21 protein-coding genes are annotated in these 20137 nt (G+C 59.9%); 4 read left to right on the plus strand and 17 right to left on the minus strand.

The features are described from left to right. The first annotated feature begins 9 nt into the window (after positions 1-9). The gene (locus tag ACOYXI_RS00675) at positions 10-492 is read left to right on the plus strand and encodes a hypothetical protein (RefSeq protein WP_098967978.1); all 483 of its coding nucleotides are present in this window, start codon (positions 10-12) and stop codon (positions 490-492) included. On the opposite strand, the gene hemN is transcribed toward ACOYXI_RS00675, so the two are convergent. The 8 genes from hemN to ACOYXI_RS00715 form a co-directional block, all read right to left on the minus strand. Then, the gene (gene hemN, locus ACOYXI_RS00680) at positions 489-1871 is read right to left on the minus strand and encodes an oxygen-independent coproporphyrinogen III oxidase (protein WP_134785870.1); all 1383 of its coding nucleotides are present in this window, start codon (positions 1869-1871) and stop codon (positions 489-491) included. The genes ACOYXI_RS00675 and hemN overlap by 4 nt on opposite strands. Positions 1872-2004: 133 nt before the next feature. Continuing rightward, entirely contained in the window at positions 2005-2688 is a 684-nt protein-coding gene (locus tag ACOYXI_RS00685; protein WP_097087645.1) for a sulfite exporter TauE/SafE family protein, read from the minus strand. Continuing rightward, entirely contained in the window at positions 2681-2893 is a 213-nt protein-coding gene (gene ccoS / locus ACOYXI_RS00690) for a cbb3-type cytochrome oxidase assembly protein CcoS (protein WP_007965536.1), read from the minus strand. The genes ACOYXI_RS00685 and ccoS overlap by 8 nt, the downstream gene beginning before the upstream one ends. 22 nt (positions 2894-2915) lie before the next feature. Beyond that, a complete protein-coding gene (locus ACOYXI_RS00695) occupies positions 2916-5366 on the minus strand; it encodes a heavy metal translocating P-type ATPase (RefSeq protein ID WP_461674127.1) in 2451 nt (816 codons plus the stop codon). 210 nt (positions 5367-5576) lie between these two features. Next, the gene (locus ACOYXI_RS00700; RefSeq protein ID WP_096797655.1) at positions 5577-6116 is read right to left on the minus strand and encodes a FixH family protein; all 540 of its coding nucleotides are present in this window, start codon (positions 6114-6116) and stop codon (positions 5577-5579) included. An 11-nt stretch (positions 6117-6127) separates the two neighbouring features. After that, a complete protein-coding gene (gene ccoG / locus ACOYXI_RS00705) occupies positions 6128-7543 on the minus strand; it encodes a cytochrome c oxidase accessory protein CcoG (protein ID WP_123587757.1) in 1416 nt (471 codons plus the stop codon). 222 nt (positions 7544-7765) lie between these two features. Beyond that, on the minus strand, positions 7766-8176 hold the full coding sequence (locus tag ACOYXI_RS00710; RefSeq protein ID WP_461674128.1) for a PIN domain-containing protein: 411 nt from the start codon (positions 8174-8176) through the stop codon (positions 7766-7768). Further along, complete coding sequence (locus tag ACOYXI_RS00715) at positions 8176-8430, minus strand: type II toxin-antitoxin system Phd/YefM family antitoxin (protein WP_177434682.1); 255 nt, start codon at positions 8428-8430, stop codon at positions 8176-8178. The genes ACOYXI_RS00710 and ACOYXI_RS00715 overlap by 1 nt, the downstream gene beginning before the upstream one ends. Positions 8431-9057: 627 nt before the next feature. Between ACOYXI_RS00715 and ACOYXI_RS00720 the strand changes: the two genes are divergently transcribed. Next, on the plus strand, positions 9058-10062 hold the full coding sequence (locus ACOYXI_RS00720; RefSeq protein WP_098967985.1) for a metallophosphoesterase family protein: 1005 nt from the start codon (positions 9058-9060) through the stop codon (positions 10060-10062). A 55-nt stretch (positions 10063-10117) separates the two neighbouring features. Here the strand turns inward: ACOYXI_RS00720 and ccoP (ACOYXI_RS00725) are convergent, their stop codons facing one another. From ccoP (ACOYXI_RS00725) to ccoN (ACOYXI_RS00760), 8 genes are all read right to left on the minus strand, one after another. Beyond that, on the minus strand, positions 10118-11101 hold the full coding sequence (gene ccoP, locus ACOYXI_RS00725; RefSeq protein WP_103368398.1) for a cytochrome-c oxidase, cbb3-type subunit III: 984 nt from the start codon (positions 11099-11101) through the stop codon (positions 10118-10120). Then, complete coding sequence (locus ACOYXI_RS00730) at positions 11098-11283, minus strand: CcoQ/FixQ family Cbb3-type cytochrome c oxidase assembly chaperone (RefSeq protein ID WP_003175465.1); 186 nt, start codon at positions 11281-11283, stop codon at positions 11098-11100. The genes ccoP (ACOYXI_RS00725) and ACOYXI_RS00730 overlap by 4 nt, the downstream gene beginning before the upstream one ends. A 6-nt stretch (positions 11284-11289) precedes the next feature. Continuing rightward, positions 11290-11898 carry a cytochrome-c oxidase, cbb3-type subunit II gene (ccoO, locus tag ACOYXI_RS00735; protein ID WP_024164411.1) on the minus strand — a complete coding sequence of 203 codons (609 nt, stop codon included), beginning with the start codon at positions 11896-11898 and terminating at the stop codon, positions 11290-11292. After that, a complete protein-coding gene (gene ccoN, locus ACOYXI_RS00740) occupies positions 11898-13340 on the minus strand; it encodes a cytochrome-c oxidase, cbb3-type subunit I (protein ID WP_003223381.1) in 1443 nt (480 codons plus the stop codon). The genes ccoO (ACOYXI_RS00735) and ccoN (ACOYXI_RS00740) overlap by 1 nt, the downstream gene beginning before the upstream one ends. A 482-nt stretch (positions 13341-13822) precedes the next feature. After that, positions 13823-14776 (minus strand): cytochrome-c oxidase, cbb3-type subunit III, encoded by a 954-nt coding sequence (gene ccoP / locus ACOYXI_RS00745; protein ID WP_247842465.1) that lies wholly within the window; start codon positions 14774-14776, stop codon positions 13823-13825. After that, positions 14773-14970 (minus strand): cbb3-type cytochrome oxidase subunit 3, encoded by a 198-nt coding sequence (locus ACOYXI_RS00750; RefSeq protein ID WP_226500297.1) that lies wholly within the window; start codon positions 14968-14970, stop codon positions 14773-14775. Before ACOYXI_RS00750 ends, ccoP (ACOYXI_RS00745) begins: the two co-directional genes overlap by 4 nt. Positions 14971-14975: 5 nt before the next feature. Next, positions 14976-15584 carry a cytochrome-c oxidase, cbb3-type subunit II gene (gene ccoO / locus ACOYXI_RS00755; protein ID WP_003223389.1) on the minus strand — a complete coding sequence of 203 codons (609 nt, stop codon included), beginning with the start codon at positions 15582-15584 and terminating at the stop codon, positions 14976-14978. A gap of 10 nt (positions 15585-15594) precedes the next feature. Beyond that, positions 15595-17019, minus strand: a complete 1425-nt coding sequence (ccoN, locus tag ACOYXI_RS00760; RefSeq protein WP_047293096.1) for a cytochrome-c oxidase, cbb3-type subunit I — start codon at positions 17017-17019, stop codon at positions 15595-15597. Between the two features lie 95 nt (positions 17020-17114). Here ccoN (ACOYXI_RS00760) and ACOYXI_RS00765 point away from each other — a divergent pair, with 95 nt between their 5' ends. After that, positions 17115-17795, plus strand: a complete 681-nt coding sequence (locus ACOYXI_RS00765; protein WP_461674129.1) for an alpha/beta family hydrolase — start codon at positions 17115-17117, stop codon at positions 17793-17795. An 820-nt stretch (positions 17796-18615) separates the two neighbouring features. Here ACOYXI_RS00765 and ACOYXI_RS00770 read toward each other — a convergent pair. Further along, positions 18616-19083: a hypothetical protein gene (locus tag ACOYXI_RS00770; protein WP_139055690.1), complete on the minus strand. Its 468-nt coding sequence runs from the start codon at positions 19081-19083 to the stop codon at positions 18616-18618. 255 nt (positions 19084-19338) lie between these two features. Here ACOYXI_RS00770 and ACOYXI_RS00775 point away from each other — a divergent pair, with 255 nt between their 5' ends. Continuing rightward, entirely contained in the window at positions 19339-19608 is a 270-nt protein-coding gene (locus tag ACOYXI_RS00775) for a DUF6124 family protein (RefSeq protein ID WP_461674130.1), read from the plus strand. Positions 19609-20137: the final 529 nt, after the last annotated feature.

The raw sequence follows: 20137 nt of genomic DNA on the forward strand, positions 1-20137 counted from the left end.
ATCGCTTCGATGGCCGCCATTGACACGCTGAACCCCGGTAATAGCGGCGTTGCGTCTGTGCCGAGCACCGCCAGGACGGGCACCGACAGCGAGCAGAATGCCGCCTCTGCGCCGTTGACAACCCCGACCTTGGTCGAGGGCGTCAAAGTGTCGCTGTCCGGCGCCTCCATCGAAAAATCCTTCAGCGTCAGTGGTGAGAACAGCGACATCGAAGACAGCGGCTTGCCCGAGAACGTCCAGCAGTTGCTGAAGATGATCCGCAAACTGCAAAAAGAGATCGCCGAGAAGAAAGCCCGGATGGCGGCCGTCATGTCCGACAGAACACTGACCAACGAAGCCAAGGTCAATATGCTCGCCGCGCTGCGCGGTGCCATCGCCGCCCTGAATACCGGGCTGATCAGCGCCAATCTGGCCCTGTCCAAAGTCATGGATCAGTCCGGCCTCACCTCCGAGCAGAACCTCAAACTCGGCTCACTGCTGACGAAAAACTAGATCACCCGCGAGAAGCGCTGGCGGTTCTGCTGTTCCAGATACGCGTCGAACACCATGCACACCGAACGCACCAGCAGACGCCCGGCCGGCAACACCTCGATGCGCTCGCGTTCCAGCGTGATCAATCCATCGTTGGCCATGCCTTGCAGTTGCGGCCACAGCTCGCCGAAATAGCCCTGAAAATCGATGTTGAACGCTTGCTCGATTTCGGCGAATTCCAGGCTGAAATTGCAGATCAGTTGCTGGATCACCGCACGCCGCAGGCGATCGTCGGCATTGCACACCAGGCCACGGCTGGTTGCCAGTTGCGCGGCGGCGAGGGTGTTCTGGTACTGGTTCAGATCGCTGTTGTTCTGGCAGTAGAGGTCGCCGATCTGGCTGATCGCCGACACCCCAAGACCAATCAGGTCGCAATGGCCGTGAGTGGTGTAGCCCTGAAAGTTGCGCTGCAGGGTCTGTTCTTCCTGAGCGATTGCCAGCTCATCGTCGGGCAGCGCGAAGTGGTCCATGCCGATGTAGCGGTAGCCGGCGGCGGTCAGTTGTTCGATGGTGCGCTGGAGCATTTCCAGTTTTTGCGCAGGGCTTGGCAGTTCGTGGCTGTTGATCCGCCGCTGCGGCATGAAGCGCTCCGGCAGGTGTGCATAGTTGAACACCGAGAGTCGATCCGGTTGCAGGCTGATGACTTCCTCGACGGTGCGCGCAAAGTTCTCCGGGGTCTGCTTCGGCAGGCCGTAGATCAGGTCGATGTTGATCGAGCGAAATTGCAGGGTGCGCGCGGCGTCGATCACCGCGCGGGTTTCTTCCAGGCTTTGCAGGCGATTGACCGCCCGTTGCACCGCCGGGTCGAGGTCTTGCAGGCCGATGCTGACCCGGTTGAAGCCGAGTTCGCGCAACAGACCCATGGTCGACCAGTCGGCCTCGCGCGGGTCGATCTCGATGCCGTAGTCGCCGGAATCGTCATCCAGCAGATTGAAGTGTTTGCGCAGGTGCGCCATCAACTGCCGCAGTTCGTCGTGGCTGAGAAAGGTCGGAGTGCCGCCACCAAAGTGCAGTTGCTCGACTTTCTGCGCCGGTTCCAGGTGGCAGGCGATCAACTGGATTTCCTGCTCCAGCCGTTGCAGATACGGCTGCGCTCGCCCGCGATCCTTGGTGATGACCTTGTTGCAGGCGCAGTAGTAGCAAATGTTCGCGCAGAACGGCACGTGCACATACAGCGACAACGGGCGCAACGCCTTGCGGCTGTCGCGCAGGGCGTGGAACAGGTCGAAGGTGCCGACCTGGCTGTTGAATTGCACGGCCGTCGGATACGAGGTGTAGCGCGGCCCCGCCAGGTCGTAGCGGCGGATCAGATCAGTGTCCCAACGAATGGCGTCGAGCATGCGGGCATTCCCCCGGATAGGCTGGCAGTGTGGCGAGTCTATCGGGGTGCGACGACGGGGCTGTTGATTTGCATCAACGGCGGATTGGTAGTCACTGCTTTTGTGGTGAGGGAGCTTGCTCCCTCACCACTGTTTAGTGGCCCATCAACCAATGTTGGTGAGGGCCAGGAAGCGTCCAGATCCCGAACACAATCACCAACAACCCCCCAGCCATGCGCACGCTGCGTTTACGCAGCAACGCCGTGACCCGCTCGGCCGCCAGCCCGGTCGCCAGCAGCACCGGCCATGTGCCCAGCCCGAACGCCAGCATCAACAGCGCACTGTCCAGCGCATTGCCCTGGCTCGCCGACCACAGCAGCGTGCTGTAAACCAGTCCGCACGGCAGCCAGCCCCATAGCGCGCCGAGCAATAACGCACGGGGCAGTGTCGACACCGGCAGCAATCGATTGGCCACCGGTTGAATGTAACGCCACAAACCACGACCAAGACTTTCGATGCGGGTCAGGCCGCTCCACCAGCCGGCCAGATACAGGCCCATGGCGATCAGCAGCAGTCCGGCGAGGATGCGCATGACCATCGCCGCCGGGCTGTTCGCCACCGCCCAACCGGCGAGGCCGATCAGCAAACCGGCGGTCGCGTAACTGAGGATCCGTCCGAGGTTGTACGCCAGCAGCAGACGAAAGCGTCGGCTGCGCTGCTCCTTGGGAATCGCCAGGGTCAGCGCGCCCATCAGGCCGCCGCACATCCCCAGGCAGTGACCGCCGCCGAGCAGGCCGAGGATCAGCGCGGAAACCAGCAGCGGCGCCAGCTCAAGCATGGGGTGGCGCCTTGTCCTGCGGTTTGTCGGCTTTGGCTTCGTCCACGGCGGCGGTGTGGTTCGGGTCCTGATCATCGAACAGGATGCTGTGGGCCGGACCATCGAGGTCGTCGTACTGCCCGCTGTCCACCGCCCAGAAGAAGATGTACACGGCGATGGCCACGATCAGCAGGGCGGCCGGGATCATCACGTAAAGAGCTGGCATCGGTACTCCTGGCCCGCGCGGCTCAGGCCGGCAACGGGCGGGTTTCTGAACGGGTGCCGGCGACCGGCGCGCTCGGCAGGCGAGTCAGGCGCAGGGCGTTGAGCACCACGGTCAACGAACTGATCGACATGCCGACCGCAGCCCACACCGGGGTGATCCAGCCGAGGGCGGCGAACGGCAACATGAGGCCATTGTACAGCGCCGCCCACAGCAGGTTCTCGATGATTACCCGACGGGTTCTGCGCGCTAAGGTAAAGGCTTGCACCAGCGCGTCGAGGCGGTTGGACAGCAGCACCGCGTCGGCACTGGTTTTCGCCAGATCGGTGGCTGATCCCATGGCCACGCTGATGTCGGCAGCGGCCAGCACCGGTACGTCGTTCACCCCATCACCGAGCATCAGCACTTTACGACCTTGAGCGTGCAGCTGTTGCAGCACTTGCAGTTTGTCGTCCGGACGCAGACCGCCACGGGCCTCGTCAATACCCAGTTCGGCGGCGACGCTGGTGACCATCGGCGAGCTGTCGCCGGACAACAGCAGCGTGCGCCAGCCACGGGCCTTGCAGGCGGCGAGCAGGGCGGGCGCATCGTCGCGCAGGCGGTCGTCGAGAACGAACCACGCCAGCGCTGCCGAGTCATCGCCGAGCAGCAGCCACTGACCCGGTTCATCCGGCATCGCCGGCAGCGGCGAACCGCTGAGGGCGCAGACAAATTCTGCCTGACCGATGCGCAAACGCTGTGTGCCAACCAGCCCTTCGAGGCCGAGTCCCGGCGTGCTGTGCACTTCTTCAGCCGCCAGTGGCGCACGACCGAAGGCGCGGGCAATCGGGTGTTCCGAACGATTTTCCAACGCGGCGGCAAGGCTCAGGCACTGGTCGCTGTTCAGCGTGCCCAGTGGACGGATCGAACGCAAAACCAGCCGCCCCTCGGTGAGGGTGCCGGTCTTGTCGAAGATCACCGTGTCAATCTGGTTCAGGCCTTCCAGTACATGGCCGCGCGTCAGCAACAGGCCGAGTTTGTGCAGGGTGCCAGTGGCGGCGGTCAACGCCGTCGGGGTTGCCAGCGACAGCGCGCAAGGGCAGGTCGCCACCAGCATCGCCAGCACGATCCAGAACGCCCGCGACGAATCCAGCTGCCACCACAACAGGCCGATCGCTGCGGCCGCAATCAGCGACAACAGCAGAAACCATTGCGCAGCGCGGTCGGCGATTTCTGCCAGTCGCGGTTTCTCGGCCTGGGCGCGATCAAGCAGACGGACGATGGCCGACAGGCGCGTGTCCTGACCCAGCGCCAGAACCTCGACGGTGAGCGCGCCTTCGACATTCAGCGTGCCAGCGGTGACCGCATCGCCCAGCGTGCGCGGTTGCGGCAGGTATTCGCCGGTCAGCAGCGATTCGTCGATGCTCGACTGGCCGTCGAGGATCTTGCCGTCCGCCGGCAGGATCGAACCCGGTTGCACCAGCACCCTGTCACCCAGGCGCAATTCGCTGAGCAGGATGCGTTCGCTCTGGCCGTCGGCGTCGAGGCGCAGGCACGAGGCTGGCAACAGGTTCACAAGCTGCGCGGTGGCCGCGGCGGTGCGCTCGCGGGCGCGTCGCTCCAGATAGCGCCCGGCGAGGAGAAAAAGCGCGAACATCCCGACCGCATCGAAATACAGCTCACCGACGCCGGTGATCGAGGTCCAGATCCCGGCGATGTAGGCACTGCCGATCGCCAGCGACACCGAGACGTCCATGGTCAGGTGGCGGGTGCGCAGATCGCGCATCGCGCCCTTGAAGAACGGCGCGCAGCTGTAGAACACGATCGGTGTGGTCAGGAACAGCGCGACCCAGCGCAGGATCGTGTGCAGTTCGGGGCTGAGGTCGATGTTGAATTCCGGCCAGGTGGCCATGGTCGCCATCATTGCCTGAAACCACAGCAGCCCGGCGACACCGAGCTGACGCAACGCGAGACGGTTTTCGCTGGCCAGTTGCTCGCTGGCGCGGTCGGCCTGATAGGGGTGGGCGGCGTAACCGATGTGGCGCAGCTCGGCGAGGATCTGGCTCAGCGGCAATTGTGCGTCGGCCCATTGCACGTGCAGGCGATGGTTGGACAGATTGAGCCGCGCCTCGGCCACCGCCGGCAGGCTGCGCAGGTGTTTCTCGATCAGCCAGCCGCAGGCGGCGCAACTGATGCCTTCCATCAACAGCGTGGTTTCGGCGAGCTCGCCCGCGTGACGGACGAAGGGCTTTTGCACGTCGGCGCGGTCGTACAGCGCCAGTTCATCGGTCAATTGCACCGGCAAGGCTTCGGGGTTGGCCGAGGCTTCGCTGCGATGCTGGTAATAGCTTTCCAGACCACCGGCGACGATGGCTTCGGCCACGGCCTGACAGCCGGGGCAGCAGAACTCGCGGGACTCCCCGAGCACGACGGCGGTGAAGCGGCTGCCCGACGGGACGGGCAGAGCGCAGTGGTAGCAGGGGAGTGGGGTGGTCATGGCATCGTTGAGGGGGTAAGCCCTTGCATTGGGGTTGTCCGCTTGCCCTCAACCTAGCCCTCTCCCGGAGGGAGAGGGAGCCGATTGATGGAGGCCGGAAAAGAGGTGCATCCACGGATATCGTCACTGCCATACACAAGGCATGCGAGCCCCTCACCCTAACCCTCTCCCTCCGGGAGAGGGTTAGGGTGAGGGGCTTCTGCAGTTTATTTATTTATCCAGGTCTTCGGCGCCCTGCAGCGGTTCGTCACCGAGCAGCAGATCCTTGTCGTGGCTGACCTGTTCCTCTTCGAACATGCGCCACACGTGGTCGTCCTGCGTGCCCAGCAATTCGACAAAACGCCGGCCTTCGACCTTGTCGCCCAACTGACCGATGTAACGGCCGGTTTCGGTTTCGCTGCGGGTCAGGACGATCTTGCGATCCTTCTCCGGCTGGGTCGGCGAGATCAGGTTCAGTTCCAGGGTTTTCGGCTGGCTGTCACCGCTCAGGCGCAGGTCGACTTCGCCGGTCAGGTCATCCAGATGCACGCTGGCGCGCATCTTCAGCTCCTGCGCCAGCAGCTCGCGATCCAGCGAGCGGTTGATGCCTTTGCCGGCCTCGTAATAGTTGTCGTTGACCAGGTTGTCCGGGTTGTTCACCGCGATGGTCACCATCGACAGGGTCAAGGTCACCGAACAGGCCAGAATTCCGATGATGATCCACGGCCAAAGGTGCTTGTACCAAGGACTGGCGGCGTTTGCTGCGGGCATGTTCAGTTCTCTCAACGGGTTTGTGGGCCGATGAATCGGCTCTTGGCTTCAACGTGGACGCTGTCGTCGTCGGCATCCTTGAGGATGAATTTCACCTCGTTGGTGCTCGACGGCAATTGTTCCGGTGCGCTCGACAACTCCACCGGCATGCTGAAGATTTCGCCGGCCGGCACCTTGATCTCGCGTTTGCCCTGCAAGCGCAGGTCCGGCAGACCGGCGGCTTCCAGGACGTAGGTGTGGTCGCGCTGATCCTTGTTCATGATCTTCAGGCTGTAGACGTTTTCGATCCGGCCTTCGGCGTTTTCGCGGTACAGCACGCGATCCTTGCTGACGTCGAAGCCGACCAGCGAGCGCATGAAGAACGCCGTCACCAGCAGGCTGATCATCGCCAGCAGCACCACCGCGTAGCCAATCAGGCGTGGCCGCAGTTTATGGGTTTTCTGGCCGGAGAGGTTGTGTTCGGTGGTGTAGCTGATGAGGCCGCGCGGGTAGTCCATCTTGTCCATGATCGCGTCGCAGGCGTCGATACACGCGGCGCAACCGATGCACTCGATCTGCAGGCCGTCACGGATGTCGATACCGGTCGGGCACACCTGAACGCACATGGTGCAATCGATGCAGTCGCCCAGACCCATGGCCTTGTAGTCGACACCTTTCTTGCGCGGGCCACGGCTTTCGCCGCGACGCGGGTCGTAGGAAACAATCAGGGTGTCCTTGTCGAACATCACGCTCTGGAAACGTGCGTAGGGGCACATGTAGATGCACACCTGCTCGCGCAGCCAGCCGGCGTTGCCGTAGGTGGCGAGGGTGAAGAAACCGACCCAGAAATACGACCAGCCATCGGCCTGGCCGGTGAAGAACTCGATCACCAGTTCGCGGATCGGCGAAAAGTAGCCGACGAAGGTCATGCCGGTGACGAAGCCGATCAGCAGCCACAATGAATGCTTGGCGAGCTTGCGCAGAAATTTGTTGCCGCTCATCGGCGCTTTATCGAGCTTGATCCGCTGGTTGCGGTCGCCTTCGGTGACCTTCTCGCACCACATGAAAATCCACGTCCACACGCTTTGCGGACAGGTGTAGCCGCACCAGACGCGGCCGGCGTAAACGGTGATGAAGAACAGGCCGAACGCCGCAATGATCAGCAGCCCCGACAGCAGGATGAAGTCCTGCGGCCAGAAGGTCGCACCAAAGATGAAGAACTTGCGTTCCGGCAGGTTCCACCACACCGCCTGATGCCCGCCCCAGTTCAGCCACACCGTACCGAAATACAACAGGAACAGCGCGGCGCCGCCGATCATCCGCAGATTGCGGAACAGGCCGGTGAAAGCACGGGTGTAGATTTTTTCTCGAGAGGCGTAAAGATCGACGCTGTTGTTCGCGTTTTTGCTCGGTGGTGTGACGTCGTGTACCGGAATCTGGTTGCTCATCATTGCATCCCACGGCAGTGGACAAATGCCTCGGTCGATACGTGCCGACCGCGGTCAGAAAGGGGTGTCGCAGTGGCGCAATGATACGCCTGTCGCTCTAACTCAAGGGTGCGACCTTTGGTCGCGTTGGGGAAAAAGCATTATTGGTGTAGCGAATGCAGCAAAGCCTGATGCAGATCAATTGACTTGATGAGTATGGACAGTTTTCGCGCAGTCGCTCGCTCATTGTTCCCATGGATTGATCAGGGCGACACCGCTCGACTGGAAATCGCCGACGTTACGAGTGACGACGGTGAGCCCGTGCACCAGTGCCGTGGCAGCTATCAATGCATCGCTTTCATTGGCCTGGTCGGGTACATGCAGGCTGGCACAACGCAGTGCCACCGCGGCATCGACCGGCAGGATTCGGGCTTCGAAGGCCGGCATGACGTGACGCGTCAGCCAGCTGCGCAACAGCTTTCCTTGAGCAGGATCACGCCGTTCCATTCGTAGTACCCCGGTTTCCAGTTCTTTCAAGGTAATGGCCGAGATGTACAGGCGCGGTGCGATGACGCTTTTGGCCCAACTGACGACATTGGCATCGGCTTGCGGCTTGCGAAGTTCGGAAATCACATTGGTGTCGAGTAAATACATCAGGACAGATCCACAGGACGATGAATGATGACTGCGCGCTCGGTTTCGAAATCGATGTCGGCAGCCTCCGGCATGACCAGCAAATCGACAATGCTGGCGTGTGCACCGCTCAGTTTCTGAAATTCCTCAATGCTCAACAGTACGTGAGAGGCCTTGCCACGGTCGGTGATGATCACTGGACCCAGACGTGCAGCCTTTTTGGCGCCGCTGGTGTCCTGATTGAATTCACGGCTGGAGATGGTGGTGATTGCCATCATGGTTGACCTCTCGCAATACAGATGTAGCAACGTTACTACTTCGCCTTGGGGGCGGCAATCGAGGAAGACAGGACTCAGCCGTCCGTTGGTCGGTCCGTGGCAGGCATCAGTCGAGCCAGCCTCGCACAAGGCGCAGACCGGCTCGGATTGATTCAGACGTGGCGTCAAGACTCAGGGAAGTCTGCCGCCGCCCAGGCTCTCGAGACTGCCGGTATTTCTGTGGGGCTTTGTGGTGCTTCTGGAGTCGGGTTGCAACGGATTACCCAGTGTCACGGCAATCGATTCCACGGGGTGGTTCGATGGATCGATTGCCTGATCGTTGTCTATGAGTTTCTGATCAACCGGGAGAGGGTTTTTGCTGTCATTCAACATAGCGGCTTCATCCTTGAAGTGGCTCCGATGAGGGTCAACGGGCTGTGGACGACCCTACAGAGCATAGCGAATCGAGTCCATCAGGCATGTGTCTCAAAGTATTAATTTCGAAGGCGATTTTAATATTCAAGAAATATCATTAGTTAATTAATGGGTTTTGCTTTCTTGTTTTTTTCGAATAGCTTATTGGCTGTTCTGCAGCGTGCTAGTTGCATGTTCATGTTTTGAAATTTAACGGAATAATGGAGTGTTATGAAAATCAAGGAAGTTAAAAAGCTTTTCGCTTGTCTGTGTCTGGTGTCCCTGACTTCTCTCGCCAGTGCCAACGAAGGTATGCCGCAGCACATGGTATTTGCATCAGACCCGCAATACCCGTGGACAGAAAAGTCGGACAGTGGCGAGGATGAGTCGAGCGCGGATTTCGAAAAGCGCGCGAAATGGCTGGTGGAAACCCAGTTCGCGAGCATTGCCCAGTTCCGCACCGAGATGGGCGGGCAGGCTGCCGTGCCATTGATGATCAACGGTGACATGACCGCGTTTGGCCACGGCTGGCAGCGCTCTTTCATCGGTTCGATGCTGAAGAAACACTTTGGCGATCACGTGCTCTACGGATTGGGCAATCACGACTACCAGAACAACGTGAATGACTGTTTCAGTGAAAGTTGCGCAGCGGGCAGTATTGTTGATTACCGTGATCATCATGTCGGTAAAGTCGATGAATTTGATCTGGAAGTCACCGGCAGCTTTGTGAATAAACACTATCTGGGTAGTCTGGCTTATTCAAAGAATATGGGTGAAGTGCATCTGGTGCAGTTGAACAATGAACCCACTTATGCGGTGAAGATTTCTCACGCGTTGAATCCGACCACATTCGATATCACGGCGTCGCTGGACTGGCTGGAAAATGATTTGCGAATAGCGCGAGCGCAGGGCTACGCGATCATTATCAACATGCACAAGCCCTATGAGTGGAAAGGCAGTTGGGATCAAGAGAAGCGCTTTCGCGAAATGATTGAAAAGTATCAGGTGACGGCGATGTTCGCCGGCCACTTCCACGACGAGGGTGGTAGCCAGACCTATATGGGGAGCGTGCCGATGTTTCTCAGCGGTTCAGCTTCTCAGCAGACGTACCTGACCGCCACTTTTTCCAAGGATCGCAAGCAATTGGAGGTGAGTCTGGTCGAGGACAATCAGTGGCGCAAACGTACGCCGGTGGCCACCGTGCCGGTGAAGTCGATCTGGGCCAGTAACCCATAAAAAATCCCCCGCCAGAGCACTGGCGGGGGATTCTTCATTACATCAAGCCCTGGCCTTATTGCGCCTCGGCCTCCGGCGCTTTTTCACCGTGGGACAGGCTGTACACGTACGCTGCCAGCAGGTGCACCTTGTCGTTGCCTTGCAGTTGTTCCTGCGCCGGCATCTGGCCCTGACGGCCGTAACGGATGGTCTGCTGCAGTTGCGCGAAGCTCGAACCGTAGATGAACGCGGCCGGGTGGGTCAGGTTAGGCGCGCCCATCGCCGGGGTGCCTTTGCCTTCCGGACCGTGGCAGGCCACGCAGTTGGCGGCGAACAGTTTCTGGCCGTTGGCCGGGTCAGCCTTGGTGCCTTCCGGCAGTTTGCGGCCATCGAGCTGGGTCACCACGAAGGCTGCGACATCGGCTACGCCTTGTTCGCCAATGACTTCGGCCCAGGCCGGCATCACCGCGTGTCGACCGCCCATGATGGTGGTCTTGATGGTTTCCGGCTCGCCGCCCCAGCGCCAGTCGGCGTCGGTCAGGTTCGGAAAGCCATAGGCGCCCTTGGCGTCGGAACCGTGGCATACCGAACAGTTGGAGGCGAACAGACGGCCGCCCATCTTCAGTGCTTGCGGATCCTTGGCCACTTCCTCGATCGGCATCGCCGCGAACTTGGCGAAGATCGGACCGAACTTGGCGTCCGAGCGGGCCATTTCCTTTTCCCACTCATGCACGCCGGTCCAGCCGGTCTGGCCGTTGGCGAACGCGGTCTGCTTGTCGTTATCGAGGTAGTTGTAGCCCGGCAGCAGGCCTTTCCAGTTGCCCAGGCCCGGGTACAGCACCAGATAACCCAGGGCGAACACGATGGTGCCCACGAACAGCATGAACCACCATTTCGGCAGTGGGTTGTCGTACTCCTCGATCCCGTCGAAGGAGTGGCCGACCGTTTCGTCCGTCTGTTCGCTGCGCTGGCCCTTGCGGGTCGACAGCAGCAGCCAGGTCAGGGCGAAGATCGTACCGAGACTGAGGACTGTGACGTACAGACTCCAGAATGTAGTCATTCTTTGTTACTCCTAGAAGCTTGCTCGACGTGCTTGATGGCTTCGGGATCATCCGCAAAAGGCAGCAAGGTTGCGTCTTCAAACTCCGACTTGCGCTTGGGGCTGAATACCCACAACGCCAAACCGATGAAGGCCACCATCACGACGACGGTGCCCAGGCCGCGAATCATCCCGATATCCATGAAGAATCACCGTTTGCTTTTGATGATGGTGCCCAGGCCCTGAAGGTAGGCCACCAGCGCGTCCATTTCGGTTTTGCCCTTCACGGCATCTTTTGCACCGGCGATGTCTTCGTCGGTGTAAGGGACGCCGAGCGTGCGCAACACTTCCATTTTCTTGGCCGTGTCTTTGCCGTCGAGCTTGTTTTCCACGAGGAACGGGTAAGCCGGCATTTTCGACTCAGGTACCACGTTGCGCGGGTTGTACAGGTGCGCACGCTGCCAGTCATCGGAGTAACGACCGCCCACGCGAGCCAGATCCGGGCCGGTACGTTTGGAACCCCACAGGAACGGGTGGTCCCAGACGCTTTCACCGGCGACCGAGTAGTGGCCGTAGCGTTCGGTTTCAGCGCGGAACGGACGGATCATCTGCGAGTGGCAGCCGACACAACCGTTGGCGATGTAGACGTCGCGGCCTTCCAGTTCCAGCGCCGAACGCGGCTTCATGCCTTCGACCGGCTTGTTGGTGACGTCCTGGAAGAACAGCGGAACAATCTGGGTCAGGCCGCCAATGCTGACGGCGATGACCATGAAGAAGGCCAGCAGGCCAATATTCTTCTCGACAGCTTCATGCTTCATCAGTGAGCTCCAACGACAGCGATCTGGGCAGCGGCTTCGGCTTCAGCCGGGTTCGAGGCGCGCACGGTGCGCCAGACGTTGTAAGCCATCAACAACATGCCGCTGGCGAAGAATGCACCGCCCAGGGCACGGACGATGTAGCCCGGGTGGCTGGCCTGCAGCGCTTCGACGAACGAGTAGGTGAGGGTGCCGTCATCGTTGATTGCACGCCACATCAGACCCTGAGTGATGCCGTTGACCCACATCGAAGCGATGTACAGCACGGTACCGATGGTCGCGAGCCAGAAGTGCGCGTTGATCAGGCCGACGCTGTGCATCTGCGCACGACCGAACAGTTTCGGGATCATGTGGTAGATCGCGCCGATCGAAATCATTGCCACCCAACCCAAAGCGCCGGCGTGGACGTGGCCGATGGTCCAGTCGGTGTAGTGCGAGAGCGAGTTGACGGTCTTGATCGCCATCATCGGACCTTCGAAGGTCGACATGCCGTAGAACGCCAGCGACACCACGAGGAAGCGCAGGATCGGGTCGGTGCGCAGCTTATGCCAGGCGCCCGACAGGGTCATCATGCCGTTGATCATGCCGCCCCAGCTTGGCGCCAGCAGGATGATCGACATCGCCATGCCCAGCGACTGTGCCCAGTCCGGCAGTGCGGTGTAGTGCAGGTGGTGCGGACCGGCCCAGATGTACAGGGTGATCAGCGCCCAGAAGTGCACGATCGACAGGCGATACGAGTAGATCGGACGTTCGGCCTGCTTCGGCACGAAGTAGTACATCATCCCGAGGAAGCCGGTGGTCAGGAAGAAGCCCACGGCGTTGTGGCCGTACCACCACTGGATCATCGCGTCGGTCGCACCCGCGTAGGCCGAGTAGGACTTGAAGAAGCTCACCGGCAGGGAGGCGTGGTTGACGATGTGCAGCATTGCGGTCACGACGATGAACGCGCCGTAGAACCAGTTACCGACATAGATGTGTTTGGTCTTGCGCTTGGTGATGGTGCCGAAGAACACCAGCCCGTAGGAGACCCAGACAATGGCCAGCAGAATGGCGAGCGGCCATTCCAGTTCGGCGTATTCCTTGGTGGTGGTGTAACCCAGCGGCAAGGTAATGATTGCGCCGACGATGACCGCCTGCCAGCCCCAGAAGGTGAAGGCGGCAAGGCTGTCGGAGATCAGTCGCGTCTGGCAGGTTCGCTGCACGACATAGTAGGAAGTGGCAAACAGTGCACAACCACCGAAGGCGAAAATCACCAGGTTTGTGTGCAACGGGCGCAGGCGTCCAAAGCTCGTCCACGGCAGACCGAAGTTCAACTCCGGCCAGACCAGTTGCGAGGCGATGAAGACACCAAGCCCCATGCCAAGGATCCCCCAGACCACCGTCATGATGGCGAACTGGCGGACTACCTTATAGTTATAAGCAGTCGGACTGATTGCTGTGCTCATTCTAAGGTTCCACGGTTTGGGTGTTTTATTAGGATTAAAATCGGCCGCAAGTATGCAGAGAGCAGGGGGTCATTGCAACGCGCCATGACCTGGGTCAATGCTTTCCAACGCTGATTCTGCGGCCTTTCCATACGCCGCGTAAGGTCAAAATTGGCCTCGGACAAAATGTCGCAACGGACGAAAAAAGCGAGGGGATCAGGTCGCTTGTAACGGGGTGTGTTCAAACGCTCAGTTCGGGTGACGGACGGTAAATGGCACGACAGCCGGTATCTACCGGCGTTTGCGGCCACATCAGTCAGCCGGTTCGAAGAACACAGCAGTCAGCGTTGACCTGGAACCAGCACAAGCCAGTCCGCATCGAGCAAGCGTAGACCCGAATCCGGGGAACCGAAAGGAGAGGGTGTGACGGGGTGCGACAATGCGTCGCAAAGGGGCGGGATGCTGCCGCACCGAGAATGGTGCGGCAGAGGTGTGTGCAATGATTACTGTTTGTTGTCTTCAGTAATCAGTTTTTCTGTATTCAATCCATGGCTAAGGCTGTACACATAAGCTGCGAGCAGTTGCACTTTATCGTTGCCCAACAGTTCGTTCTGTGCCGGCATGTGGCCCTGGCGACCGTGGCGGATGGTCTGCTCAAGCTGCGTCAGACTCGTGCCATAAATAAATCCGGCCGGGTGCGTCAGATTCGGCGCACCCATGGCTTCAGTGCCGTGGCCGGTTGCCCCATGACAGGCTACGCAGGTGGTGCTGAACGCTTGCTGTCCGGCTTGCAGGTCAGCTTTGCTGTCGGCAGGCAGCGGCAGGCCGGCGAGTTCGTGACGCACATACGCCGCGACGTTCTTCACCCCGGCTTCACCCAGCACGTCGCCCCAGGCTGGCATTGCCGCCATCCGGCCACCCATGATGGTGGTCTTGATGGTCTCGGCATCGCCGCCCCAGCGCCAATCGCTGTCGGCCAGGTTAGGGAAGCCGAAAGCGCCCTTGGCGTCGGAACCGTGGCACACCGAGCAGTTGGAAGCGAACAGCCGGCCACCCATTTTCAGCGCCTGCGGATCCTTCGCCACTTCTTCCACCGGCATGGCGGCGAATTTGGCGAAGATCGGCCCGAATTTGGCGTCGGCCTTGTTCATTTCCTTTTCCCACTCGTGGACGCCGGTCCAGCCGTCCTCGTAGCCGGGCAGGATGCCTTTCCAGTTGCCCAGGCCCGGATACAGGATCAGATAGCCCACGGAGAACACCAGCGTGCCGGCGAACAGCATGAACCACCACTGCGGCAGCGGGTTGTCGTACTCCTCGATGCCGTCGAAGCTGTGGCCCATGGTCTGGTCGACGCTGCCCTTGGTCTCGCCCCGGCGGGTGCCGATCAGCAGCCAGGTCAGGCCGATCAGGCTGCCGATGGTCAGTACGCAGATCCACGTACTCCAGAAGGTGGTCATGGCCGGGTACTCCTTGGTTCAGATACTGGTTGGGTGTCGGGTTTCGGCTCGTCGGCGAACGGCAGCAGGCGCGCTTCGGCGAACTCCGGCGTGCGCTTGCGGTTGAACACCCAGATCGTCAGGCCGACGAAGGCGACGAACACCACGACGGTGCCGAGGCCGCGAATCAGCCCTGCACTCATTTCAATGATCATCGTGCTCACCTCTTGCTCTTGATCGCAGTGCCGAGCACTTGCAGGTAGGAGACGAGGGCGTCCATTTCGGTCTTGCCCTTGAGGCTGGCGACCGCGCCGCTGATGTCGTCGTCGGTGTACGGCACGCCGAGGGTGCGCATGGTCTTGAGCTTGGTTTCGGTGTGGCTGCTGTCGACCGCTTGCGTCACCAGCCAGGGGTAGGCCGGCATTTTCGACTCCGGTACCACGTTGCGCGGGTTGTACAGGTGCGCGCGGTGCCAGTCGTCCGAGTAACGCGCGCCGACCCGGGCCAGATCCGGCCCGGTACGTTTCGAACCCCACAGGAACGGGTGATCCCACACGCTCTCACCGGCCACCGAGTAGTGCCCGTAGCGTTCGGTTTCGGCGCGGAACGGGCGGATCATCTGCGAGTGGCAACCGACGCAGCCTTCGCGGATGTAGATATCGCGGCCTTCCAGTTGCAGCGCGGTGTAGGGCTTCATGCCTTCCACCGGTTTGTTGGTGACGTCCTGGAAGAACAGCGGGACGATCTGGGTCAGGCCGCCGATGCTCACGGCGAACACCATCAGCAGCATCAACAGGCCGACGTTCTTTTCAATCGTTTCGTGTTTCATGGCGGACTCCTCAGGCCATCTGCGCGGCAGCAACGACGTCAGCAGGCTGCGAGGCCCGCACGGTGCGCCAGGTGTTGTAAGCCATCAGGAACATGCCGCTGAGGAAGATCGCCCCACCCACCAGACGCACGATGAAGCCTGGGTGGCTGGCCACCAGGGTTTCGACGAAGGAGTAGGTCAGCGTGCCGTCCTCGTTGACTGCGCGCCACATCAGGCCCTGGGCGATGCCGTTGACCCACATCGAGGCGATGTAGAGCACGGTGCCGATGGTCGCGAGCCAGAAGTGCGCGTTGATCAGGCCGATGCTGTGCATCTGCTCTTTGCCGAAGACTTTCGGGATCATGTGGTACAGCGCGCCGATCGAGATCATCGCCACCCAGCCGAGTGCGCCGGCGTGTACGTGGCCGATGGTCCAGTCGGTGTAGTGGGAGAGGGCGTTGACCGTCTTGATCGCCATCATCGGACCTTCGAAGGTCGACATGCCGTAGAACGCCAGTGAGACCACGAGGAAGCGCAGGATCGGGTCGCTGCGCAACTTATGCCACGCGCCCGAGAGGGTCATCATGCCGTTGATCATGCCGCCCCAGCTCGGTGCCAGCAGGATCAGCGACATCACCATGCCCAGCGACTGCGCCCAGTCCGGCAGTGCGGTGTAGTGCAGGTGGTGCGGGCCGGCCCAGATGTACAGGGTGATCAGCGCCCAGAAGTGCACGATCGACAGGCGATACGAATACACCGGACGTTCGGCCTGTTTCGGCACGAAGTAGTACATCATCCCGAGGAAACCGGCGGTGAGGAAAAAGCCCACGGCGTTGTGGCCGTACCACCATTGCACCATCGCGTCGGTCGCACCGGCGTACACCGAGTAGGACTTGGTCAGGCTCACCGGCAACTCAAGGTTGTTGACGATGTGCAGAATCGCCACGGTGATGATGAACGCGCCGAAGAACCAGTTGCCGACGTAGATGTGCTTGGTCTTGCGCTGCATGATCGTGCCGAAGAACACGATGGCGTAGGCGACCCAGACGATGGTGATCAGGATGTCGATCGGCCATTCCAGCTCGGCGTATTCCTTGGAACTGGTGTAACCCAGTGGCAGGCTGATCGCTGCCAATAGAATCACAAGCTGCCAGCCCCAGAAGCAGAATGCGGCGATTTTCGGCGCGAACAATTGCGTCTGGCAGGTGCGTTGTACCGAGTAGAACGAACTGGCGAACAGCGCACAGCCACCGAAGGCGAAGATCACCGCGTTGGTGTGCAGCGGGCGCAGACGGCCGAAACTGGTCCAGGGCAAATTGAAGTTGAGTTCGGGCCAGACCAATTGGGCCGCGAGAAAAACCCCGAGCCCCATGCCGACGATGCCCCACACCACCGTCATAATGGCGAATTGGCGGACCACCTTGTAGTTGTAGGCGGTACTGATAGAAGTGTTCATGGTTCCCCATCCACGGTTCAGCCGAAGTGAGCGCGCGCGGAAAACGCCGCGAATCCTTCGCCTGGAGTTATAGGCAGACTAAAAGCGAGGCAAGCATGGACAAACAGCACAAGGCCAGTATTGACGGGGATCAATGGGCGCAGTGCGTGCGGGATCATGGGTGGCTTTGGGATGCCGCGTCGGGCGAGGCTTCGGCGACTCTGATCCTGGCGCATGGGGCGGGGGCGCCGATGGACAGTGAGTGGATGGCGGATATGGCTGGGCGCCTTGCTGGATTGGGCGTGAACGTGTTGCGGTTTGAGTTTCCTTATATGGCGCAGCGGCGGGTGGATGGCAGTAAACGGCCGCCTAATCCGGCGCCGAAATTGCTGGAATGTTGGCGTGAGGTTTATGGCCTGGTGCGACGTCATGTCGCTGGGGTTTTGGCGATTGGCGGGAAGTCGATGGGCGGGCGGATGGCCAGTCTTTTGGCTGACGAATTGGGCGCCGATGCGCTTGTCTGTCTTGGATATCCGTTTTATGCGGTTGGGAAACCTGAGAAACCGCGGGTTGAACATTTGGCTTCTTTGCGGACTCGGACGTTGATTGTTCAGGGGGAGCGGGATGCTCTCGGAAATCGGGACGCTGTCGAGGCTTACGATCTATCGCCGAGTATTGAGGTGTTTTGGTTGGCCTCTGGGGATCATGATTTGAAGCCGCTCAAGGTTTCCGGGTTTACGCATGAGCGGCATTTGGCTGCCGCCGGGCAGAAGGTGGCTGCGTTTCTTCAGTGTTGACCGAGCCGAGCTGAAATTTTGAAACTCATGAAGATCGGCTCCCTTTCCCCCCTCGCTCCCTTGGGGGAGAGGGCTGGGGTGAGGGGGTAGATCTTGAACGTTGCACACTTTTCGAACTGTGTGCATATCCGTTGCTGCGGTAACGGCTACTTAGGGTTCCGCCCTTACGGCGGGTCACTTTTTACAAACGCCTAAAAAGTAACCAAAAACGCTTGCTCCTACGTCCGGCCCGCTCGCTAAAGCTCGGGGTCCCTTCGCTCCGGGATCCATCCGGGCGCAGCGCCTACGGTTTGCTTCGCTGCACCTCCTCTCGCTGTGTTTGGCTGCGCCAAACGGTCGCTGCGCTCCCACCCCCGGATCAATCCCTCCGCTCAGCCTTCCGATGTCGCCTGTGGATCAAGATCAAGAGCGACAGCCGAGCTTGCGCTCATCCTGTTGAGTGGTGAGGAGCAAGAGCGGTGCGCGTTCTGCTCTTGCTTTTGTGTGGGAACCCGCCTGCTGGCGAAGGCGGCCTGACAGCCGACCATTCTATTACTGACTGCACGCAATCCCTGTGGGAGCTGGCTTGCCAGCGATGGCGGCCTGACAGCCGACCATTCTCTTACTGATGTACCCGGCCCTACTGTGGGAGCGAGCCTGCTCGCGAAAGCTGTCTTCCGCGCGCCATCCATTTCAAACAGGCAATAAAACCCCGGAGGCTTTCGCTAACCAGTTTTTCACGATCAAAGGATCGCATCCTGCGGCAGCTCCAAGGAGTCATTCTTTCAAATTACATTGAAGGGGTACTCCTCCGGAGTTGCAGCGAGCACCCCTGCCAGAGTTAGCCAGCATCCGATGGTCTCAGTCTCGTCATGGTGAAAGTCCCCTTGGGATTCAGACGATAGCGATGACTTTTGAACACGGCCTCGAATGATCCCGTAGCGATGTCCGTTTCAGCATCATATTTAACGCTGAGGATCGCCGAGTCGGCGTCCACCGAAGCCATTCCGATAAATCCCGGCGGCGCAGGGATCCAATGGCTGTGGACAAATGTCAGCCCGTCGTCGAAGTTATAGACGCCTGTGAGTGACTCATCGGATTGGTAGGGCAGAGTCATGGAGAACGAAAAATAGCTTTCATCGTCGAAATTTCCTGTTCCACCACTGATGGACCAATACCGCTCGCCCAAGAACTCGTCCTGATAGAAAGATCTGAATTTCGCTGTTTTCCGTTTACCGCCCAATCTCCATTGAAACCTGTCATCACTGACGAGCGGTTTTTTCGGGAGAAACATAACGTGCGTGGTCATTGTTAAACCTGCCTTTTCAATTAAGAGGAGGTGTTACAACCGACTGCAATTACGGTTTCTCTTGATATCCGCTTGAACAGGTGTGCGTCTACTGTCAGATCTGACAGCTAGGCAGCCAGCCTTATATGTGCTGGTCAGCTAATAACGTTGCCGAGACTGCGTGAATATCCGTTGCCGCGGTAACGGCCACTTAAGGTTTCGCCCTTACGACGACTCACTTTTTTGACAAACACCTCAAAAGTAAGCAAAAAACGCTTGCTCCAACGTTCGGCCCGCTCGCTGGAGCTAGGGGTTCCTTCGCTCCGGGATCGATCCGGGGGGCAGCGCCTACGGTTTGCTTCGCTGCACCTCCTCTCGATCGCCGAGGCTTGCGAATCGTTGTCGTCGGCCAAAGTCATGGCTGGCAATATCGCCAACTCAATCGGTGGCCCGGAGGGCAATCCGCTGCTGGCGCTGCAACAGCTGATCATTTTGAACGAGCTGTTGGTTAATCGATTGCTGGACAAACTGCGGTTGCCTCAATAATTCCGCTGGCCGTTATGGCCTCTTCGCGAGCAAGCTCGCTCCCACATTGGTTCTGCGTACACAGGACTAAATGTGGGAGCGAGCTTGCTCGCGAATGCGGTCTGCCAGACACCACCAGTTTCAGACTGGCAACAAAAAGCCCGGACGCTTTAGCTGTCCGGGCTTACAGGTCAAAAGATCGCAGCCTTCGGCAGCTCCTACAGGTGATCGGTGTAGGAGCTGCCGAAAGCTGCGATCTTTTGATTTACTTTGTGGTGGATAGCCTGCCAGTGATCACATATTTATCGAACACTTTCTGCCCATCACGCGCGGCGTGCCGAGCATCCAGGAATGTCAGTTCATCACGAACTTACTGTTTGTGGGGGTTTCGCGTGGGGTATGTATTCATGCTGGCCGATCTGCGTGATTGAGTAGCGACCGGCAAGCGATAGAACTTGGCTGCACCAAGCACCAGTCGGCGCATTCTGGCGCAGTTGTAGGCAGTGTCTGCGTTGCTTGAGTGAGATCGTCGTTGGCAGAGAAGGCGTCT

This window comes from Pseudomonas sp. G3-19, from assembly GCF_054855875.1.

What these genes read in the sequence shown, in the direction of transcription:
- ACOYXI_RS00695 (WP_461674127.1), bottom strand. Translation starts at nt 5,366, where the DNA reads ATGACCACCCCACTCCCCTGCTACCACTGCGCTCTGCCCGTCCCGTCG.
- ccoO (WP_024164411.1), bottom strand. Translation starts at nt 11,898, where the DNA reads ATGAAGCATGAAGCTGTCGAGAAGAATATTGGCCTGCTGGCCTTCTTC.
- ACOYXI_RS00720 (WP_098967985.1), top strand. Translation starts at nt 9,058, where the DNA reads ATGAAAATCAAGGAAGTTAAAAAGCTTTTCGCTTGTCTGTGTCTGGTG.
- ACOYXI_RS00715 (WP_177434682.1), bottom strand. Translation starts at nt 8,430, where the DNA reads ATGGCAATCACCACCATCTCCAGCCGTGAATTCAATCAGGACACCAGC.
- hemN (WP_134785870.1), bottom strand. Translation starts at nt 1,871, where the DNA reads ATGCTCGACGCCATTCGTTGGGACACTGATCTGATCCGCCGCTACGAC.
- ccoP (WP_103368398.1), bottom strand. Translation starts at nt 11,101, where the DNA reads ATGACTACATTCTGGAGTCTGTACGTCACAGTCCTCAGTCTCGGTACG.
- ACOYXI_RS00685 (WP_097087645.1), bottom strand. Translation starts at nt 2,688, where the DNA reads ATGCTTGAGCTGGCGCCGCTGCTGGTTTCCGCGCTGATCCTCGGCCTG.
- ACOYXI_RS00700 (WP_096797655.1), bottom strand. Translation starts at nt 6,116, where the DNA reads ATGCCCGCAGCAAACGCCGCCAGTCCTTGGTACAAGCACCTTTGGCCG.
- ccoG (WP_123587757.1), bottom strand. Translation starts at nt 7,543, where the DNA reads ATGAGCAACCAGATTCCGGTACACGACGTCACACCACCGAGCAAAAAC.
- ACOYXI_RS00770 (WP_139055690.1), bottom strand. Translation starts at nt 19,083, where the DNA reads ATGACCACGCACGTTATGTTTCTCCCGAAAAAACCGCTCGTCAGTGAT.
- ACOYXI_RS00710 (WP_461674128.1), bottom strand. Translation starts at nt 8,176, where the DNA reads ATGTATTTACTCGACACCAATGTGATTTCCGAACTTCGCAAGCCGCAA.
- ACOYXI_RS00750 (WP_226500297.1), bottom strand. Translation starts at nt 14,970, where the DNA reads ATGATCATTGAAATGAGTGCAGGGCTGATTCGCGGCCTCGGCACCGTC.
- ccoP (WP_247842465.1), bottom strand. Translation starts at nt 14,776, where the DNA reads ATGACCACCTTCTGGAGTACGTGGATCTGCGTACTGACCATCGGCAGC.
- ccoN (WP_047293096.1), bottom strand. Translation starts at nt 17,019, where the DNA reads ATGAACACTTCTATCAGTACCGCCTACAACTACAAGGTGGTCCGCCAA.
- ccoN (WP_003223381.1), bottom strand. Translation starts at nt 13,340, where the DNA reads ATGAGCACAGCAATCAGTCCGACTGCTTATAACTATAAGGTAGTCCGC.
- ccoO (WP_003223389.1), bottom strand. Translation starts at nt 15,584, where the DNA reads ATGAAACACGAAACGATTGAAAAGAACGTCGGCCTGTTGATGCTGCTG.
- ccoS (WP_007965536.1), bottom strand. Translation starts at nt 2,893, where the DNA reads ATGCCAGCTCTTTACGTGATGATCCCGGCCGCCCTGCTGATCGTGGCC.
- ACOYXI_RS00675 (WP_098967978.1), top strand. Translation starts at nt 10, where the DNA reads ATGGCCGCCATTGACACGCTGAACCCCGGTAATAGCGGCGTTGCGTCT.
- ACOYXI_RS00765 (WP_461674129.1), top strand. Translation starts at nt 17,115, where the DNA reads ATGGACAAACAGCACAAGGCCAGTATTGACGGGGATCAATGGGCGCAG.
- ACOYXI_RS00730 (WP_003175465.1), bottom strand. Translation starts at nt 11,283, where the DNA reads ATGGATATCGGGATGATTCGCGGCCTGGGCACCGTCGTCGTGATGGTG.